At 73.6% G+C, this 14,575-nt stretch carries 12 protein-coding genes; 9 read left to right on the top strand and 3 right to left on the bottom strand.

The window, feature by feature from the left end; genetic code table 11:
• Positions 1–34: 34 nt before the first annotated feature.
• From AC3EVP_RS25590 to kdpC, 9 genes are all read left to right on the top strand, one after another.
• Positions 35–799: a carbohydrate ABC transporter permease gene (locus AC3EVP_RS25590; RefSeq protein ID WP_335973080.1), complete on the top strand. Its 765-nt coding sequence runs from the start codon at positions 35–37 to the stop codon at positions 797–799.
• Between the two features lie 45 nt (positions 800–844).
• A complete protein-coding gene (gene yicI, locus AC3EVP_RS25585; protein ID WP_435133490.1) occupies positions 845–3,121 on the top strand; it encodes an alpha-xylosidase in 2,277 nt (758 codons plus the stop codon).
• Between the two features lie 53 nt (positions 3,122–3,174).
• Positions 3,175–4,182, top strand: coding sequence for a LacI family DNA-binding transcriptional regulator (locus AC3EVP_RS25580; protein WP_435133487.1), 1,008 nt, complete (start codon positions 3,175–3,177; stop codon positions 4,180–4,182).
• Between the two features lie 179 nt (positions 4,183–4,361).
• Entirely contained in the window at positions 4,362–5,660 is a 1,299-nt protein-coding gene (locus AC3EVP_RS25575) for an MFS transporter (protein WP_435133484.1), read from the top strand.
• Positions 5,661–5,771: 111 nt separating this feature from the next.
• A complete protein-coding gene (locus AC3EVP_RS25570; protein WP_435133481.1) occupies positions 5,772–6,902 on the top strand; it encodes a universal stress protein in 1,131 nt (376 codons plus the stop codon).
• 326 nt (positions 6,903–7,228) lie between these two features.
• Complete coding sequence (kdpF, locus tag AC3EVP_RS25565; RefSeq protein WP_435133478.1) at positions 7,229–7,318, top strand: K(+)-transporting ATPase subunit F; 90 nt, start codon at positions 7,229–7,231, stop codon at positions 7,316–7,318.
• The gene (gene kdpA, locus AC3EVP_RS25560; protein WP_435133475.1) at positions 7,319–8,983 is read left to right on the top strand and encodes a potassium-transporting ATPase subunit KdpA; all 1,665 of its coding nucleotides are present in this window, start codon (positions 7,319–7,321) and stop codon (positions 8,981–8,983) included.
• A gap of 1 nt (position 8,984) precedes the next feature.
• Entirely contained in the window at positions 8,985–11,135 is a 2,151-nt protein-coding gene (gene kdpB / locus AC3EVP_RS25555; RefSeq protein ID WP_435133472.1) for a potassium-transporting ATPase subunit KdpB, read from the top strand.
• A 38-nt stretch (positions 11,136–11,173) separates the two neighbouring features.
• Positions 11,174–11,797, top strand: a complete 624-nt coding sequence (gene kdpC / locus AC3EVP_RS25550; protein ID WP_435133469.1) for a potassium-transporting ATPase subunit KdpC — start codon at positions 11,174–11,176, stop codon at positions 11,795–11,797.
• On the opposite strand, the gene AC3EVP_RS25545 is transcribed toward kdpC, so the two are convergent.
• Genes AC3EVP_RS25545 through AC3EVP_RS25535 form a run of 3 tightly spaced genes read right to left on the bottom strand, consistent with a single transcriptional unit; the run spans position 11,766 to position 14,434 of the window.
• A complete protein-coding gene (locus tag AC3EVP_RS25545; RefSeq protein WP_435133559.1) occupies positions 11,766–12,500 on the bottom strand; it encodes an FAD:protein FMN transferase in 735 nt (244 codons plus the stop codon). The genes kdpC and AC3EVP_RS25545 overlap by 32 nt on opposite strands.
• Positions 12,501–12,553: 53 nt before the next feature.
• On the bottom strand, positions 12,554–13,030 hold the full coding sequence (locus AC3EVP_RS25540; RefSeq protein WP_435133556.1) for an FMN-binding protein: 477 nt from the start codon (positions 13,028–13,030) through the stop codon (positions 12,554–12,556).
• Between the two features lie 39 nt (positions 13,031–13,069).
• Positions 13,070–14,434, bottom strand: a complete 1,365-nt coding sequence (locus AC3EVP_RS25535; RefSeq protein ID WP_435133467.1) for a ferredoxin reductase family protein — start codon at positions 14,432–14,434, stop codon at positions 13,070–13,072.
• Between the last annotated feature and the right edge of the window lie 141 nt (positions 14,435–14,575).

Genomic DNA, 14,575 nt, shown 5'->3' with positions numbered 1-14,575 from the left:
GGCGCTGGCCGCGATCGTGGTGGGCGCCGTCCTCATGGTGCTGCCGCTGCTGATCGTGCTCGACAACGCGCTCAAGTCGCCCGGCGACTACTCCGCGCACGGCCCGCTCGCCCTGCCGCACCACCTCTACCTCGACGGCCTGAAGAGCTTCTGGAACCGGGTGGACTTCGGCCGGGTGCTGCTGAACTCCACCCTGATCTCCGGGTCGGTGGCACTGGCGGGGGTGGCGCTGTCGGTGCTGAACGCCTACGCGATCGGCATCGGGCGGCTGCGCGGCCGGGCCTGGATACTCGCCTTCTTCGTGCTGGCGAACATCCTGCCGCAGGAGTCCCTGGTCTACCCGCTGTACTACCTGTCCAAGCAACTCGGGCTGTACGACACCCGGTTGAGCCTGGTGATCGTCTTCAGCGTGATCCAGTCGGCGTTCGGCACGTATCTGCTGTCGTCGGTGCTGGGGGCCTTCCCCCGGGAGATCGTCGAGGCGGCCCGGATCGACGGCGCCAACAGCTGGCAGGTGCTGTGGCGGATCGTGGTGCCGGTCAGCCGCTCCACGCTCGGCGTGCTGATGGTGCTGTTCTTCATCTGGACCTGGAACGAGTTCCTGCTGCCGCTGGTGCTGCTGCCGTCCAACGACAACCAGACGGTGTCGGTCGCGCTCGGGGTGCTCCAGGGCCAGCGGCTGATGGACGCCACGATGACGAACGCGGCCGGCCTGCTGGGCGCGCTGCCCGCGGTCGCGTTCTTCCTGATCTTCCAGCGCACGCTCACCCGCGGCATCGCCGTGGGCGCGGTCAAGTGAGCCACCCTCGCGTACCGGTCGCCCTATCAGAAAGGGTCCCTGACGATGAAGTTCACCGACGGTTACTGGCTGCTGCGCGAAGGGGTCACCGCGGCCCACCCGGCCCAGGTGCTCGACGCCACCGCGGGCCCGGGCACGCTGACCGTGCACGCGCCCACCCAGCCCGTCCGGCACCGCGGTGACCTGCTCAAGGGGCCGCTGGTCACGGTGGAGTGCACCGCGCCCATGCCGGACGTGATCGGTGTGCGCATCACCCACTTCGACGGCGGGCGGCCCCGGCAGCCGCACTTCGCGCTGGCCACCACCGGCGACACCCCCGAGGTCGCCGTCACCGACGAGGAGGCCTCGCTGACCTCCGGCGCGTTGAGCGTGCGCTTCGGGCGCGGCGAGCAGTGGGCGATGGACTTCACCGCGGGCGGCCGCACCCTGACCGGCTCCGGCCCGAAGTCCATGGGCTTCATGACGACCGCCGACGGCCGCCACTACGTCCGCGAGCAGCTCCGGCTGTCCGTCGGCACCAGCGTCTACGGCCTCGGCGAGCGCTTCGGCCCGCTGGTCAGGAACGGGCAGAGCGTCGACATCTGGAACGCCGACGGCGGCACCAGCAGCGAGCAGGCCTACAAGAACATCCCCTTCTACCTCACCGACGACGGCTACGGCGTCTTCGTCGACGACCCCGGCCGGGTCTCCTTCGAGGTCGCCTCCGAGCAGGTCTCCCGGGTCGGCTTCAGCACCGAGGGCCAGCACCTCCAGTACTACGTGATCCACGGGCCGACCCCCAAGGAGATCCTGCGCAGGTACACCGCGCTCACCGGCCGCCCGGCGCTGCCCCCGGCCTGGTCCTTCGGGCTGTGGCTGACCACCTCCTTCACCACCTCCTACGACGAGCAGACCGTCACCGGCTTCGTCTCCGGCATGGCCGAGCGCGAACTGCCGCTGTCGGTCTTCCACTTCGACTGCTTCTGGATGCGCGAGTTCAACTGGTGCGACTTCGCCTGGGACCCGCGGGTCTTCCCCGACCCGGAGGGCATGCTGCGCCGGCTGAAGGAGCGCGGCCTGCGGATCTCGCTGTGGATCAACCCCTACATCGCCCAGCGCTCCCCGCTGTTCGCCGAGGGCAAGGCGGCCGGCTACCTGCTGCGGCGGCCGGACGGCGCGGTGTGGCAGTGGGACCTGTGGCAGCCGGGCATGGCGCTGGTGGACTTCACCAACCCCGCCGCCCGCGCCTGGTACGCCGGCAAGCTGCGCACCCTGCTGGACATGGGCGTCGACTGCTTCAAGACGGACTTCGGCGAGCGGGTGCCCACCGACGTGGTCTACCACGACGGCGCCGACCCCGAGCGCATGCACAACTACTACGCCTACCTGTACAACCGGACCGTCTTCGAGCTGCTGCGCGAGCACCGCGGCGCGGCCGAGGCGGTGGTCTTCGCCCGCTCGGCGTCGGTGGGCAGCCAGCAGTTCCCGGTGCACTGGGGCGGCGACTGCGAGTCGACCTGGGTGTCCATGGCCGAGTCGCTGCGCGGCGGCCTGTCGCTGGGGCTGTCCGGGTTCGGCTTCTGGAGCCATGACATCGGCGGCTTCGAAGGGCGCCCGGACGCCGGCCTGTTCAAGCGGTGGATCGCCTTCGGGATGCTCTCCTCGCACAGCCGGCTGCACGGCTCGTCCTCCTACCGCGCCCCGTGGCTGTTCGACGAGGAGGCCGTGGAGGTGCTGCGCGTCTTCACCCGGCTCAAGCACCGCCTGATGCCCTACCTGTACCAGGCCGCGTACCAGGCGCACACCGAGGGCGTGCCGGTGATGCGCGCGATGGTGCTGGAGTTCCCCGGCGACCTGGCGTGCAGCCACCTGGAGCGGCAGTACATGCTCGGCGGCGACCTGCTGGTCGCCCCGGTGCTCTCGCCGGCCGGCGACGTGGCGTACTACGTGCCGGCCGGGACCTGGACGCACTTCACCACCGGCGAGGAGGTCACCGGCCCTTGCTGGGTGCGGGAGACCCACGGCTACGACAGCGTGCCGCTGCTGGTCCGCCCCGGCGCCGTCGTACCGGTGGCGGCGGCCGACGACCGCCCCGACGGCGACTGGGCGGACGGCGTGACGCTGCGGGTCTTCCGCCCGGCCGACGGGCAGCGCACCGAGGTGCGGGTGCCGCGCCCGGACGGCGGGGCGGCGCTCACGGCGGTGGTGGTCCGCGACGGGGACGTGCTGCGCGCCGAGGTCTCCGACGCGTCGGCGCCGTGGGGCGTGGCGGTCGCGGGCGGCGGCGCGGCCCGGGCCGCGGCCGGCACGCGCAGCCTCAGCATCGATCTGCCGGGCCGCTGAGATGCGTCCGGGCACGGACGTCCGCACGGAGGGCCACCGGCCGAGGGAGCACCATGGTCAAGATCACTGACGTCGCGGCGCACGCGGGCGTCTCGCCGAGCACCGTCAGCTACGCGCTCAGCGGCAAGCGGCCGATCTCCGAGGAGACGCGGCTGCGGATCGAGCGCAGCATCCGCGAGTTGGGCTACCGGCCGCACGCCGGCGCCCGCTCGCTGGCCAGCAGCAGGGCCCGGGTGCTGGCGCTGGTGCTGCCGCTGCGCAAGGGCATGCACCTGCCGGTGGTCATGCAGTTCGCGACGTCGGTGGTCACCGCCGCCCGCGACCACGACCACGACGTGCTGCTGCTCACCCAGAGCGAGGGCGAGGAGGGGCTGCTGCGGGTCTCGCACAGCGCGATGGCGGACGCGTTCGTGATCATGGACGTCGAGCTCGACGACCGCCGGCTGCCGCTCCTGCGCACCCTGGCGCAGCCCTCGGTGCTCATCGGCTACCCGGCCGAGACGGCCGGACTGACCTGTGTGGACCTGGACTTCCGGCAGGCGGCGGAGGTGTGCGTGGACCACCTGGCCGCGCTCGGGCACCGCCGGGTCGCGCTGGTCGGCTCGCACCCGGAGGTGTACGTCCGCGGGACCGGCTTCGCGCGGCGGGTGGCGGCGGGCTTCACCGCCGCCGCCGACCGGCACCGCCTGGCCTCCTCGGTGCACCCGTGCGTGGACACGCCCGTGGCGGCGCACGCGCTGGCCGGGCAACTGGTGCGCGACCACCCGGACCTGACGGCGGTCGTGGTGCACAACGAGCCGATCGTCCAGCCGCTCCTGGCGGCCCTGGCCGCGCTGGGGCTGCGGGTGCCGCGGGACATCTCGGTCGCCGCGATCTGCCCCGACGAGATCGCCGAGCCGGCCGCCACCCCGATCACGTCGGTCGCCATGCCCAGCGCGGAGGTCGGCGCCCGCGCGGTCGACCTGCTGATGGCCAAACTCCAGGGCGCCGCCGTCCCCGAGACCACGATGCTGCCGGTCCGCCTCACCGTCCGCGCCACCACCGCCCCGCCACCCGCGTAGAGAGCGGCGCGAACCGGCCGCGAACCGGCCGCCAACCGGCCGGGGAAACTTTGCCGGCCGGGCCCGAAAAAGCTGCCGACCAGGGCCGATACACCGTCCGGGTGCTGCTACGGTGGATCGGCTGGCGAGGTAGGGGAACAGCGGCAGCCCGACGACGATCTCCCACGGAGCTGCCACCCATGCCGTCCCTTCCCGCCACCGCCGGCGTGCCCGCACCGGACCGGATACGCGGTGCCGTCATCGGCACCTACGTCGCCTTCACCGGTTGCGGTCTCGCCTTCGCGAGTTGGGCCTCGCGGCTGCCGCAGGTCCGCGACCACCTCGACCTGTCGCCGGCCAGGCTCGGCCTGGTGCTGCTGGCCATCGCCGCCGGCTCGATCATCGCGCTGCCGCTGGCCGGGCCGGTGATCCACAAGGCCGGCACGCGCAACACGGTGGCCTTCATGTCGCTGCTGCTGTGCGTGGGCCTGTCGGTCGTGGCGGTCGGCTACTCCCACGGCACCGCCCCGGTGGTGGTCGGCCTGTTCCTGCTGGGCTTCGGCACCGGCGCGTGGGACGTGGCGATGAACGTCCACGGGGCGCTGGTCGAGAAGCACCTCGGCCGCTCGATCATGTCCCGCTTCCACGCCGGTTACAGCCTCGGTACGGTCGCGGGCGCGCTGATCGGCGCGGGCATGGTCGCGCTGCACGTCCCGGTCACCGCGCACCTGCTGCTGGCCGCGGCGGCGATCGCGGTGGCCGTGCCCTGGGGGTCGCGGTCCTTCCTGATCGACGCCGCCCCGGCCGAGGACTCCGGTCCGGACGGCGAGGCCGGCGAGGACAGCGCCGAGGGCCCCGCGCCCGCCGCGCGCGGTCCGCTCGCGGCCTGGCGCGAGCCCCGCACGCTGCTGATCGGCGTGTTCGTGCTGGCCTTCGCGTTCGCCGAGGGCACCGGCAACGACTGGATCGGGATCGCCACCATCGACGGTTACGACACGTCGGCCCTGGTCGGCACCCTGGCGTTCGCGGCCTTCCTGTCCACGATGACGGTCGGACGGTGGTTCGGGCCGACGCTGCTGGACCGGTACGGCCGGGTGCCGGTGCTGCGGGTGCTCGCCGCGTTCGGCATCGCGGGCTCGCTGCTGTTCGTCTTCGCGCCCGCCACGCCGCTGGCCTTCCTCGGCACGGTGCTGTGGGGCCTGGGGGTCTCGCTGGGCTTCCCGGTCGGCATGAGCGCGGGCGCCGACGAGCCGCAGTACGCGGCCGGCCGGGTCAGCGTCATCGCGTCGGTCGGCTACTGCGCGTTCCTCGCCGGGCCGCCCTCCATCGGCCTGCTCGCCGACCACCTGAGCGTGCTGCGCGCCCTGACCTCCGTGTCCGTCCTGCTCTGCGTCGCGGCGCTGATCACCGGGGCGGTCACACCGCCGCGCGGGGTGGTGGCCTCCTCCACGGCGCGTTCCGAGGAGCCCGCCGACCGCGGGACCCGCGCCGACGCGTGACCCCGGGCGCGCCGCCCGCCCGCGCCTCCCCCTCCTCCCGCCGTACCGGGGCTTTTCCAGCGCCGCGGGAGGAGTGGGAGGCTGGAGGAGGGCGGCAAGGAGGGAGCAGCCGTGGCGCGCGGAACCCTGCGGGTGTACCTCGGGGCGGCGCCGGGCGTCGGCAAGACGTACGCGATGCTCAGCGAGGGGCACCGGCGCGCCGCGCGCGGCACCGACGTGGTCGTCGCGTTCGCGGAGGACTACGGCAGGCCACTGACCCGGCAGATGGCGGAGGGCCTGGAGGCGGTGCCGCGCCGGGCCATGAAGTACCGCGGCTGCCCGTTCACGGAGATGGACCTCGACGCGGTCCTCGCCCGGCACCCGCAGGTCGCGCTCGTCGACGAGATGGCCCACACCGACGTTCCCGGCTCGCGGCACGCCAAACGGTGGCAGGACATCGACGAGCTGCGGGACGCGGGCATCGACGTGGTCTCCACCGTCAACGTCCAGCACCTGGAGTCGCTCAACGACGTGGTGGAGCAGATCACCGGTGCCCGGCAGCGCGAGACGGTCCCGGACGACGTGGTACGCGGCGCGGACCAGATCGAGCTGGTGGACATGTCCGCGGAGGCGCTGCGCCGCCGGATGGCGCACGGCAACATCTACCCGAAGGACAAGGCCGAGGCGGCGCTGACCCGCTACTTCCGGGCCGGCAACCTCAGCGCGCTGCGCGAGATCGCGCTGCTGTGGGCGGCCGACCGGGTGGAGGAGGCGCTCCAGCGCTACCGCCACGACCACAGCATCCAGCGGCCGTGGGCCACCCGGGAGCGGGTGCTGGTGGCGCTGTCCGGCGGGCCGGAGGGCGCCACCTTGATCCGCCGCGCGAAGCGCACCGCGTCGCGCGGCGCGGGCGGCGAGTTCCTCGCGGTGCACGTCCGGTCCGACGACAGCCTCTCCCCCGCTGCCGGGCACCTGCCGGAGGACCAGCGGGCCCTGGTGGAGGAGTTGGGCGGCACCTGCCACACCGTCACCGGCAGCGATCCGGCCGTGGCCGTCCTCGACTTCGCCCGGCAGGTCAGCGCCAGCCAGATCATGGTCGGCGCCACCCGGCGCAGCCGGCTGCGCCGGCTGTTCAGCCGCGGCATCGGCGAGGTGATCGTGGAAGGCTCCGGCGACGACATCGACGTGTGCGTGGTCACGCACGCGGCCGCCGCGCACGGCCGGCTGCTGCACGCCCCGCGGGTGCCGGCCGCGGACCGGTAGCGGCGGCCGGGCGCAGGGCGGCCGCGGCGGCGCGCGCCTACCACGCGCCCCGTCGCGGTCATCCGCCCGCCGGTGGGATTCACCCCGTCGGCCGCCGTGTGGTGGGCGGTCGGCGCCACCGGTCTCCGCTAACGTCGGAACGCAGTCGGGACATTCCGGACCGTACAGCCTCGGACAGGCCGCGTCAGGCACGGTCGTCGCGCAGGCGCCCGGGCGGACTTCACACGAGCGAGGTGCACTCCGACGATGGCGGACGTCGTCTTCATCGCCCTGACCGTCGTGGTGTTCGCCCTGCTGGGCGTGATCGCGCGCGGGGTCGGCCGGCTGTGAGCGCGGACAACATCCTCGGCCTGGTGGTCGCCGCGGGCCTGGTGGTCTACCTGGTGGTGTGTCTGCTGTTCCCCGAGAGGTTCTGAGTGAGCGACACCCTGGGCGGCTGGCTGGCGATCCTGGTGCTGGTGGCGGCCGTTGCCGCGTCCTTCAGCCCGCTGGGCGACTACATGGCGCATGTCCTGTCCACCACGCGGCACTCGCGGGTGGAGCGGCTGGTCTACCGGGCCGGCGGGATGGACGGCGACGCCACCCAGAGCTGGCCGGCCTACCTGCGCAGCGTGCTGGCGTTCTCCGCGGTGTCCGTGCTGTTCCTCTACGTCTTCCTGCGGGTGCAGAGCCATCTGGTGCTCGCGCTCGGCACCCCGACGATGAAGGCCGACCAGGCGTTCGACACGGCCGCGTCGTTCGTGACGAACACCAACTGGCAGTCGTACTCCGGTGAGACGGCGCTCGGCCACCTGGTGCAGATGGCGGGCCTGGCGGTGCAGAACTTCGCGTCCGCGGCGGTCGGCGTCGCGGTGGTCGCCGCGCTGGTCCGCGGCTTCACCCGGACCGGGACCGACCGGGTGGGCAACTTCTGGGTGGACCTGACCCGGATCGTGCTGCGGGTGCTGCTGCCGATCGCCTTCGTCTTCGCGCTCGTGCTCGCCGCGGCCGGCGTCATCCAGAACCTGCACGGCGTCCACGACGTCACCACCCTCGCGGGCGGCCACCAGGGCATCACCGGCGGGCCGGTCGCCTCGCAGGAGGCGATCAAGGAGCTGGGCACCAACGGCGGCGGCTTCTACAACGCCAACTCCGCCCACCCGTTCGAGAACCCGACCGCGCTGACCAACCTGATCGAGACCTACCTGCTGCTGGTGGTCGCCTTCGCGCTGCCGCGGACCTTCGGCGTCATGGTGGGCGACCGGCGGCAGAGCTACGCCCTCGTGGCGGTGATGGTGCTGTTCTGGGCGGCGTCCGTCGCCCTGATCACGGCCAACGAGCTGCACAGCGTGAGCAGTTCGGCGGGCCACGCGGCCGGCGGGATGACGGAGGGCAAGGAGCAGCGCATCGGGATCTGGGGTTCGGCGCTGTTCGCCGCGTCCACGACGCTGACCTCGACCGGCGCGGTCGACTCCGCGCACGACTCGTACACGCCCGGCGGCGGCGGGATGGCGCTGTTCAACATGATGCTGGGCGAGATCGCGCCCGGCGGCACCGGCTCGGGCCTGTACGGGATCCTGATCCTCGCGGTCGTCGCGGTGTTCGTGGCCGGGCTGATGGTCGGGCGCACCCCGGAGTACCTGGGCAAGAAGCTGCGCAGCCGCGAGATGAGGTTCGCGTCGCTGTACATCCTCACGACGCCGGCGATCGTGCTGGTCGGTACGGGGATCGCGATGGCGCTGCCCGGCGAGCGGGCCGGGATGCTCAACTCCGGTCCGCACGGCTTCTCCGAGGTTCTGTACGCGTTCACGTCGGCGGCGAACAACAACGGCTCGGCGTTCGCGGGGCTGTCGGTGAACACCACCTGGTACAACACCGTGCTCGGCCTGGTGATGCTCTTCGGGCGCTTCCTGCCGATGGTCTTCGTGCTCGCGCTGGCGGGTTCGCTGGCCGGGCAGCAGTCCGTGCCGGTCACCGCGGGCACCCTGCCCACCCACCGGCCGCAGTTCGTCGGCCTGCTCGCCGCGGTGGTGCTCATCGTGGTCGGGCTCACCTACTTCCCGGCGCTCGCGCTGGGACCGCTCGCGGAAGGGCTGCGCTGATATGCCCGGGAACGGACCGCAGGACGGCGGTGAGGAGCCCGCGCCGGAGCGCGGCGGGCAGCCGGAGGGCCGGGTCTCGGCCGGTCTGCTCGACCGCGGGCTCCTGCTGCGCTCCACCCCGGGCGCGCTGCGCAAGCTCGACCCGCGGGTGCTGTACCGCAACCCGGTGATGTTCGTCGTCGAGGTCGGTGCGCTGCTCACCACCTACTCCGCGATCCGGCACCCGGGCGTCTTCCCGTGGGTGATCAGCGCCTGGCTGTGGCTGACCGTCGTCTTCGCCAACCTCGCCGAGGCGGTCGCCGAGGGGCGCGGCAAGGCGCAGGCCGAGACGCTGCGCCGGAGCAAGACCGCCACCACCGCGCGGCGCATCGCCGACTGGCGGCCCGGTACCTCCTCCGCGGCATCGGCCGGTACTGAGGAGGAGGTGTCGGCCACGGGGCTGCGCCTGGGCGACCACGTCGTGGTGGAGGCCGGGCAGACCATCCCCGGGGACGGCGACGTCGTCGAGGGCATCGCCTCGGTCGACGAGTCGGCGGTCACCGGGGAGTCGGCGCCGGTGATCCGCGAGTCCGGCGGCGACCGCAGCGCGGTGACCGGCGGCACCAGGGTGCTGTCGGACCGGATCGTCGTGCAGATCACCTCCAGGCCCGGCGAGACGTTCATCGACCGGATGATCGCGCTGGTGGAGGGCGCGGCGCGGCAGAAGACGCCGAACGAGATCGCGCTGAACATCCTGCTCGCCTCGCTCACCGTCGTCTTCCTCGTCGCGGTGGTCACCCTCCAGCCGTTCGCGGTGTTCGCGGGTGCCGAGCAGTCGGTCGTGGTGCTGGCCGCGCTGGCGGTCGCCCTGATCCCGACCACGATCGGGGCGCTGCTGTCGGCGATCGGCATCGCGGGCATGGACCGGCTGGTGCAGCGCAACGTGCTGGCGATGTCCGGCCGCGCGGTCGAGGCCGCCGGCGACGTCAACACCCTGCTGCTGGACAAGACCGGCACCATCACCCTCGGCAACCGGCAGGCCGCCGACTTCCTGCCCGCCCAGGGCGTCACCGCACAGGAGCTGGCCGACGCCGCCCAGCTGTCCTCGATCGCCGACGAGACCCCCGAGGGCCGGTCGATCGTGGTGCTCGCCAAGCAGCGGCACGCGCTGCGCGGCCGCAGCGAGGGCGAGTTGGCGGGCGCGGAGTTCGTGCCGTTCACCGCGCAGAGTCGGATGAGCGGCGTGAACCTGGCCGGGCCGCGGCGGCGGGAGCTGCGCAAGGGCGCCACAGCGGCGGTGCTCGGCTGGGTGCGGCAGGCCGGCGGGCAGCCGCCGCCGCAGGTCGGCGAGATCGCCGACGGCATCTCCGCGAGCGGCGGCACCCCGCTGGTCGTCGGCGAGGTGCTGGTCGGGCAGGGCGCGCCGACCGCGCGGGTGCTCGGGGTGATCCATCTGAAGGACGTGGTCAAGGCCGGTATGCGGGAGCGGTTCGACGAGCTGCGCCGGATGGGCATCCGCACCGTCATGATCACCGGCGACAACCCGCTGACCGCCAAGGCCATCGCCGACGAGGCGGGGGTCGACGACTTCCTCGCCGAGGCCACGCCCGAGGACAAGATGGCCCTCATCACCCGCGAACAGGCCGGCGGCAAGCTCGTCGCCATGACCGGCGACGGCACCAACGACGCCCCCGCCCTCGCCCAGGCCGACGTCGGCGTCGCCATGAACACCGGCACCTCCGCCGCCAAGGAGGCCGGCAACATGGTGGACCTGGACTCCAACCCGACCAAGCTCATCGAGATCGTCGAGATCGGCAAACAGCTCCTCATCACCCGCGGGGCGCTGACCACCTTCTCCATCGCCAACGACGTCGCCAAGTACTTCGCGATCATCCCCGCGATGTTCGCCAGGGTGTACCCGGGCCTGGACAAGCTCAACATCATGAAGCTGCACAGCCCGACCTCCGCGATCACCTCGGCGATCGTCTTCAACGCGCTGATCATCGTGGCCCTGATCCCGCTGGCCCTGCGCGGGGTGCGCTACAAGCCGTCCTCGGCCGCCGCCCTGCTCGGCCGCAACATCTGGGTCTTCGGCCTGGGCGGGCTGGTGCTGCCCTTCGCCGGGATCAAACTCATCGACCTCGTCGTGCAGTTCGTCCCCGGGCTGCGCTGACCGGGCCGGACCCGCGGCAGCAGCGAAGGAGCGCTCCGATGCCCCACCCCCTGTCGGCCGTCGTACGGCAGTACGTCGCGGCCCTGCGCCTGCTGGTCGTCCTGACGGTGATCACCGGGGTCGCCTATCCCCTGGCCGTCACCGGCATCGCGCAGCTCGCGTTCCCGCACCGCGCCGACGGCTCGCTGGTGGCGGCCCACGGGCGGCCGGTCGGCTCGCGCCTGATCGGGCAGCGCTTCGACCTGCCGCCCGGCGGCGGGCGTGCCGCGGGGGCGCCCGACCCGCGGTGGTTCCAGCCCCGCCCGTCGGCCGGGTCGTACGACATGCTGGCGTCCGGCGCGTCCAACCTCGGCCCGAACAACCCGGAGCTGGTGAGGACGATCAAGGCGCGCCGGGCCGCGGTCGCCGCGTTCGACGGGGTGCGCCCGGCAGCGGTGCCGGCCGACGCCCTCACTGCCTCCGGCTCCGGGCTCGACCCGGACATCTCCCCCGCCTACGCCTACGAGCAGGCCGCCCGGGTCGCCAGGGCCCGCGGGCTGCGCCCGGCCGCGGTCCGCGCCCTGGTCGCCGCCCATGTCCAGGGACGGGAACTGGGCTTCCTCGGCGAGCGGCGGGTCGATGTGCTCCAGCTCAACCGTGCGCTGGCGACGGCCGCCCCGTGAGGGCGCTGTCCGGGCCGCGGGTGTGCCAGGTGGTGCCGTCGGCGGTGACCGCGAACGCGCGGGTGCCGGGGAGTTCGGCCAGCCACTCCCGGGCGAGGGCGCCCATCGCGTAGCCGGCGGTGGCGCGGGCGTCGGCGTCGGTCAGGCCGCGGCAGACCACGGTGAGCGAGGCGAGCGCCCCGGCCGGGGGGCGGCCGGTGTGCGGGTCGAGGATGTGGCAGCCGCGTTCGGCCGGGCCGGACGTGGCCACCGCGAGGTCGCCGTCGGCGTCCACGACCGTCGCCAACTGCCCCGCGCGCAGCGGGTCGCTGACCCCGATCCGCCAGGGGCCGCCGTGCACCTGGACGTCGCCGCCGCCGTTGACGCACACCGTGTCCGCGCCGGAGGCGGCAACCATCGCGGCCGCGCGCTCCACCGCCCAGCCCTTGACCAGCCCGGTCGGGTCGAAGCCGCCGCGGTAGGCGGCCGTGAACCAGCCGTCGCTCTCCCGCTCGGCGGCCTCGCACCGCCGCATCACCTCCCACACCTCGGGCGAGCACGCCGACAGCGCGAGCGAGCCGGCCGCGAGCCGGCTGATCTGGCTGCCGGGCCGGTACGTCGAGAACGTCGCGTCCACGTGGCGCAGCCAGGCCACCGCGGCGTCCAGGGCGGCGGCGGTGCGCGGCCCGGCGCCGCGGACGGCGAAGGAGAAGGCCGTGCCCATGGTGTGCTCGACCCGCCGCAGCCGCGGGCCGGTGCCCGGGCGGTGCGCCGCCGTCACAGGCCGGCCTTGTCGAGGGCGCTCTGGAGGGACTGGATGTAGCCCTCGCTGGTGTAGGTCGCGCCGGAGACGGTGTCGATCCTCGCGCTCTGCGCGGACAGCGCCTCCTGGGTGAGCTGGGGCACGGCGAAGCCGGTGATCTCCTCGTCGCGCGGGTTGTTGGTGGGCATCTGGACGGCGGTGACCGCGGTGATCTTGCCGCTCTTGACGGTGATCCGCAGTTGCACGGGCCCGTAGCGGGTCTGGATGGTGTCGCCGGTCACGCTGCGGGTGGCGGTGGAGCCGCCGGTGGCGGGCGAGGTCGCCGGGGACGTCGCCGGGGCGGTCGCCGAGGCCGACGGCGCGGGCGCGGGCGCGGCGCCGCCGCCGCTCGGGGTGCCGGCCACGGCCACCGCGGTGCTGTGCGGCTTGAGGCTGAGCAGGAGCAGCACCCCGCCGACGGTCACCGCGACGCTCAGCGCGATCCGCCGCATCGGGCGGGAGGAAAGGGTGTTCACGGACGTCTCACCGGCTCACAGTTCGAAGGACTCGTGGTGGATGTGGCGGGCCGGCACCCCGGCCGCGCGCAGCGCCTCGTACGACGCGCGGGCCATGCCGGGCGGCCCGCACAGGTACACGTCGTGCCCGGCGAGGTCGGGTACGGCCTCGCGCAGGAAGCCGGCGGTCAGCCGCGGGCTGCGGCCGTCCGCGTCGTTGAGCAGGTAGTGCAGGCGGGCGCCGCGGTTGCGGGCGATCGCCTCCAACTCGCCGCGCAGCGCCAGCTCCTGCGCGGTGCGGGCCCGGTAGATCAGGGTGAGGTCGCCGGGGCGGGCGGGCAGCGCCTCGAACAGCGCGCGCAGCGGTGTCACCCCGACGCCGCCCGCGAGCAGCAGCACCTTCGGCCGGCTGCGGCGGTCCGCGGTCAGCGCGCCGTACGGGCCCTCGGCCCAGATCCGGGTGCCCGGCCGCAGCCGGGCCAGCTCCTGGCTGTGGTCGCCGACCTCCTTGGCGGTGATCCGCAGCAGGTCCGCGCGCGGCGCGGTGGACAGCGAGTAGGGGCTGGCGGTCCACCACAGTCCGGGGGCCAGGAACCGCCACCGCAGGAACTGCCCCGGCCGGGCGGCGAGCCGGCCCAGGTCCCGGCCGGTGACGATCACCGACACCACCTCGGGGGTCTCCCGCACCACCTGGGCGACCCGCAACCGGTGCCGCAGGTTCAGCCGCAGCGGCGCCGCGATGCGGTACCAGAGCACCGCGGCGGCGGCCGCGGCGTACAGCGCGTACCAGAAGGCCCGGGCGAGCGGGTGGGAGGAGAAGTCGGCGCCGAGCGCGAGTTGGTGCCAGAAGGCGAGGAAGACCGCCAGGTACGTCAGCAGGTGCAGGTAGTACCAGGTCTCGTAGCGGACCTTGCGGCGCACCGCGCGGGCGGAGACCACCCCGACGGCGATCAGCAGGGCCCCGCCGATGGTGCCCTTGAGCATGTCGGGGTAGGTCAGCACGACCGTGGTCGTCTCGCCCACCACGCCGTTGTGGGCCTGTACGGCGTAGCCCCACAGGACCAGGGTGACGTGCGCGAGCAGCAGGCACACGGTGTAGCGGCCGAGCGAGGCGTGCCAGCGGGCCACCCGGTCGCTCCCGACGCCCTGCTCCAGCACCGGCACCCGGGCCATCAGGCCGATCAGCAGCGCGCAGGAGTAGCCGCACAGCAGCCCGGCGATGCGGCCCGCGCCGAGCAGCCAGTCCGCGGTGCCGACCACGGAGCCGGTGTCCTGCCACCACAGTGCGAGCACTGCGGCCGCCCCCGCCCAGCTGAGCAGCAGCACCCACGCGGCCGGCGAGCGCCGCGCCGCGGGGGCGGCGGCGTGCCTGGTCGTGCGCGGGTCGTAGGTGGTGGTCATGCCGTGCGTCCTTTCCTCGCCGTGCACGGCCACTGTGCGGCCGGAACCTCTCAGTCAGCTCTGAACCTGCTCTCAACCGGCTCTGCCGCGGCAGATCCACAGCGGACTCAGAGCCGGAACGGGGTGGCGCGGGCCGCGGCG

Source organism: Actinacidiphila sp. bgisy144, from assembly GCF_057708105.1.
Note: the sequence above shows the minus strand (reverse complement) of the source record. Positions and strands in the feature narration are given on the sequence as shown.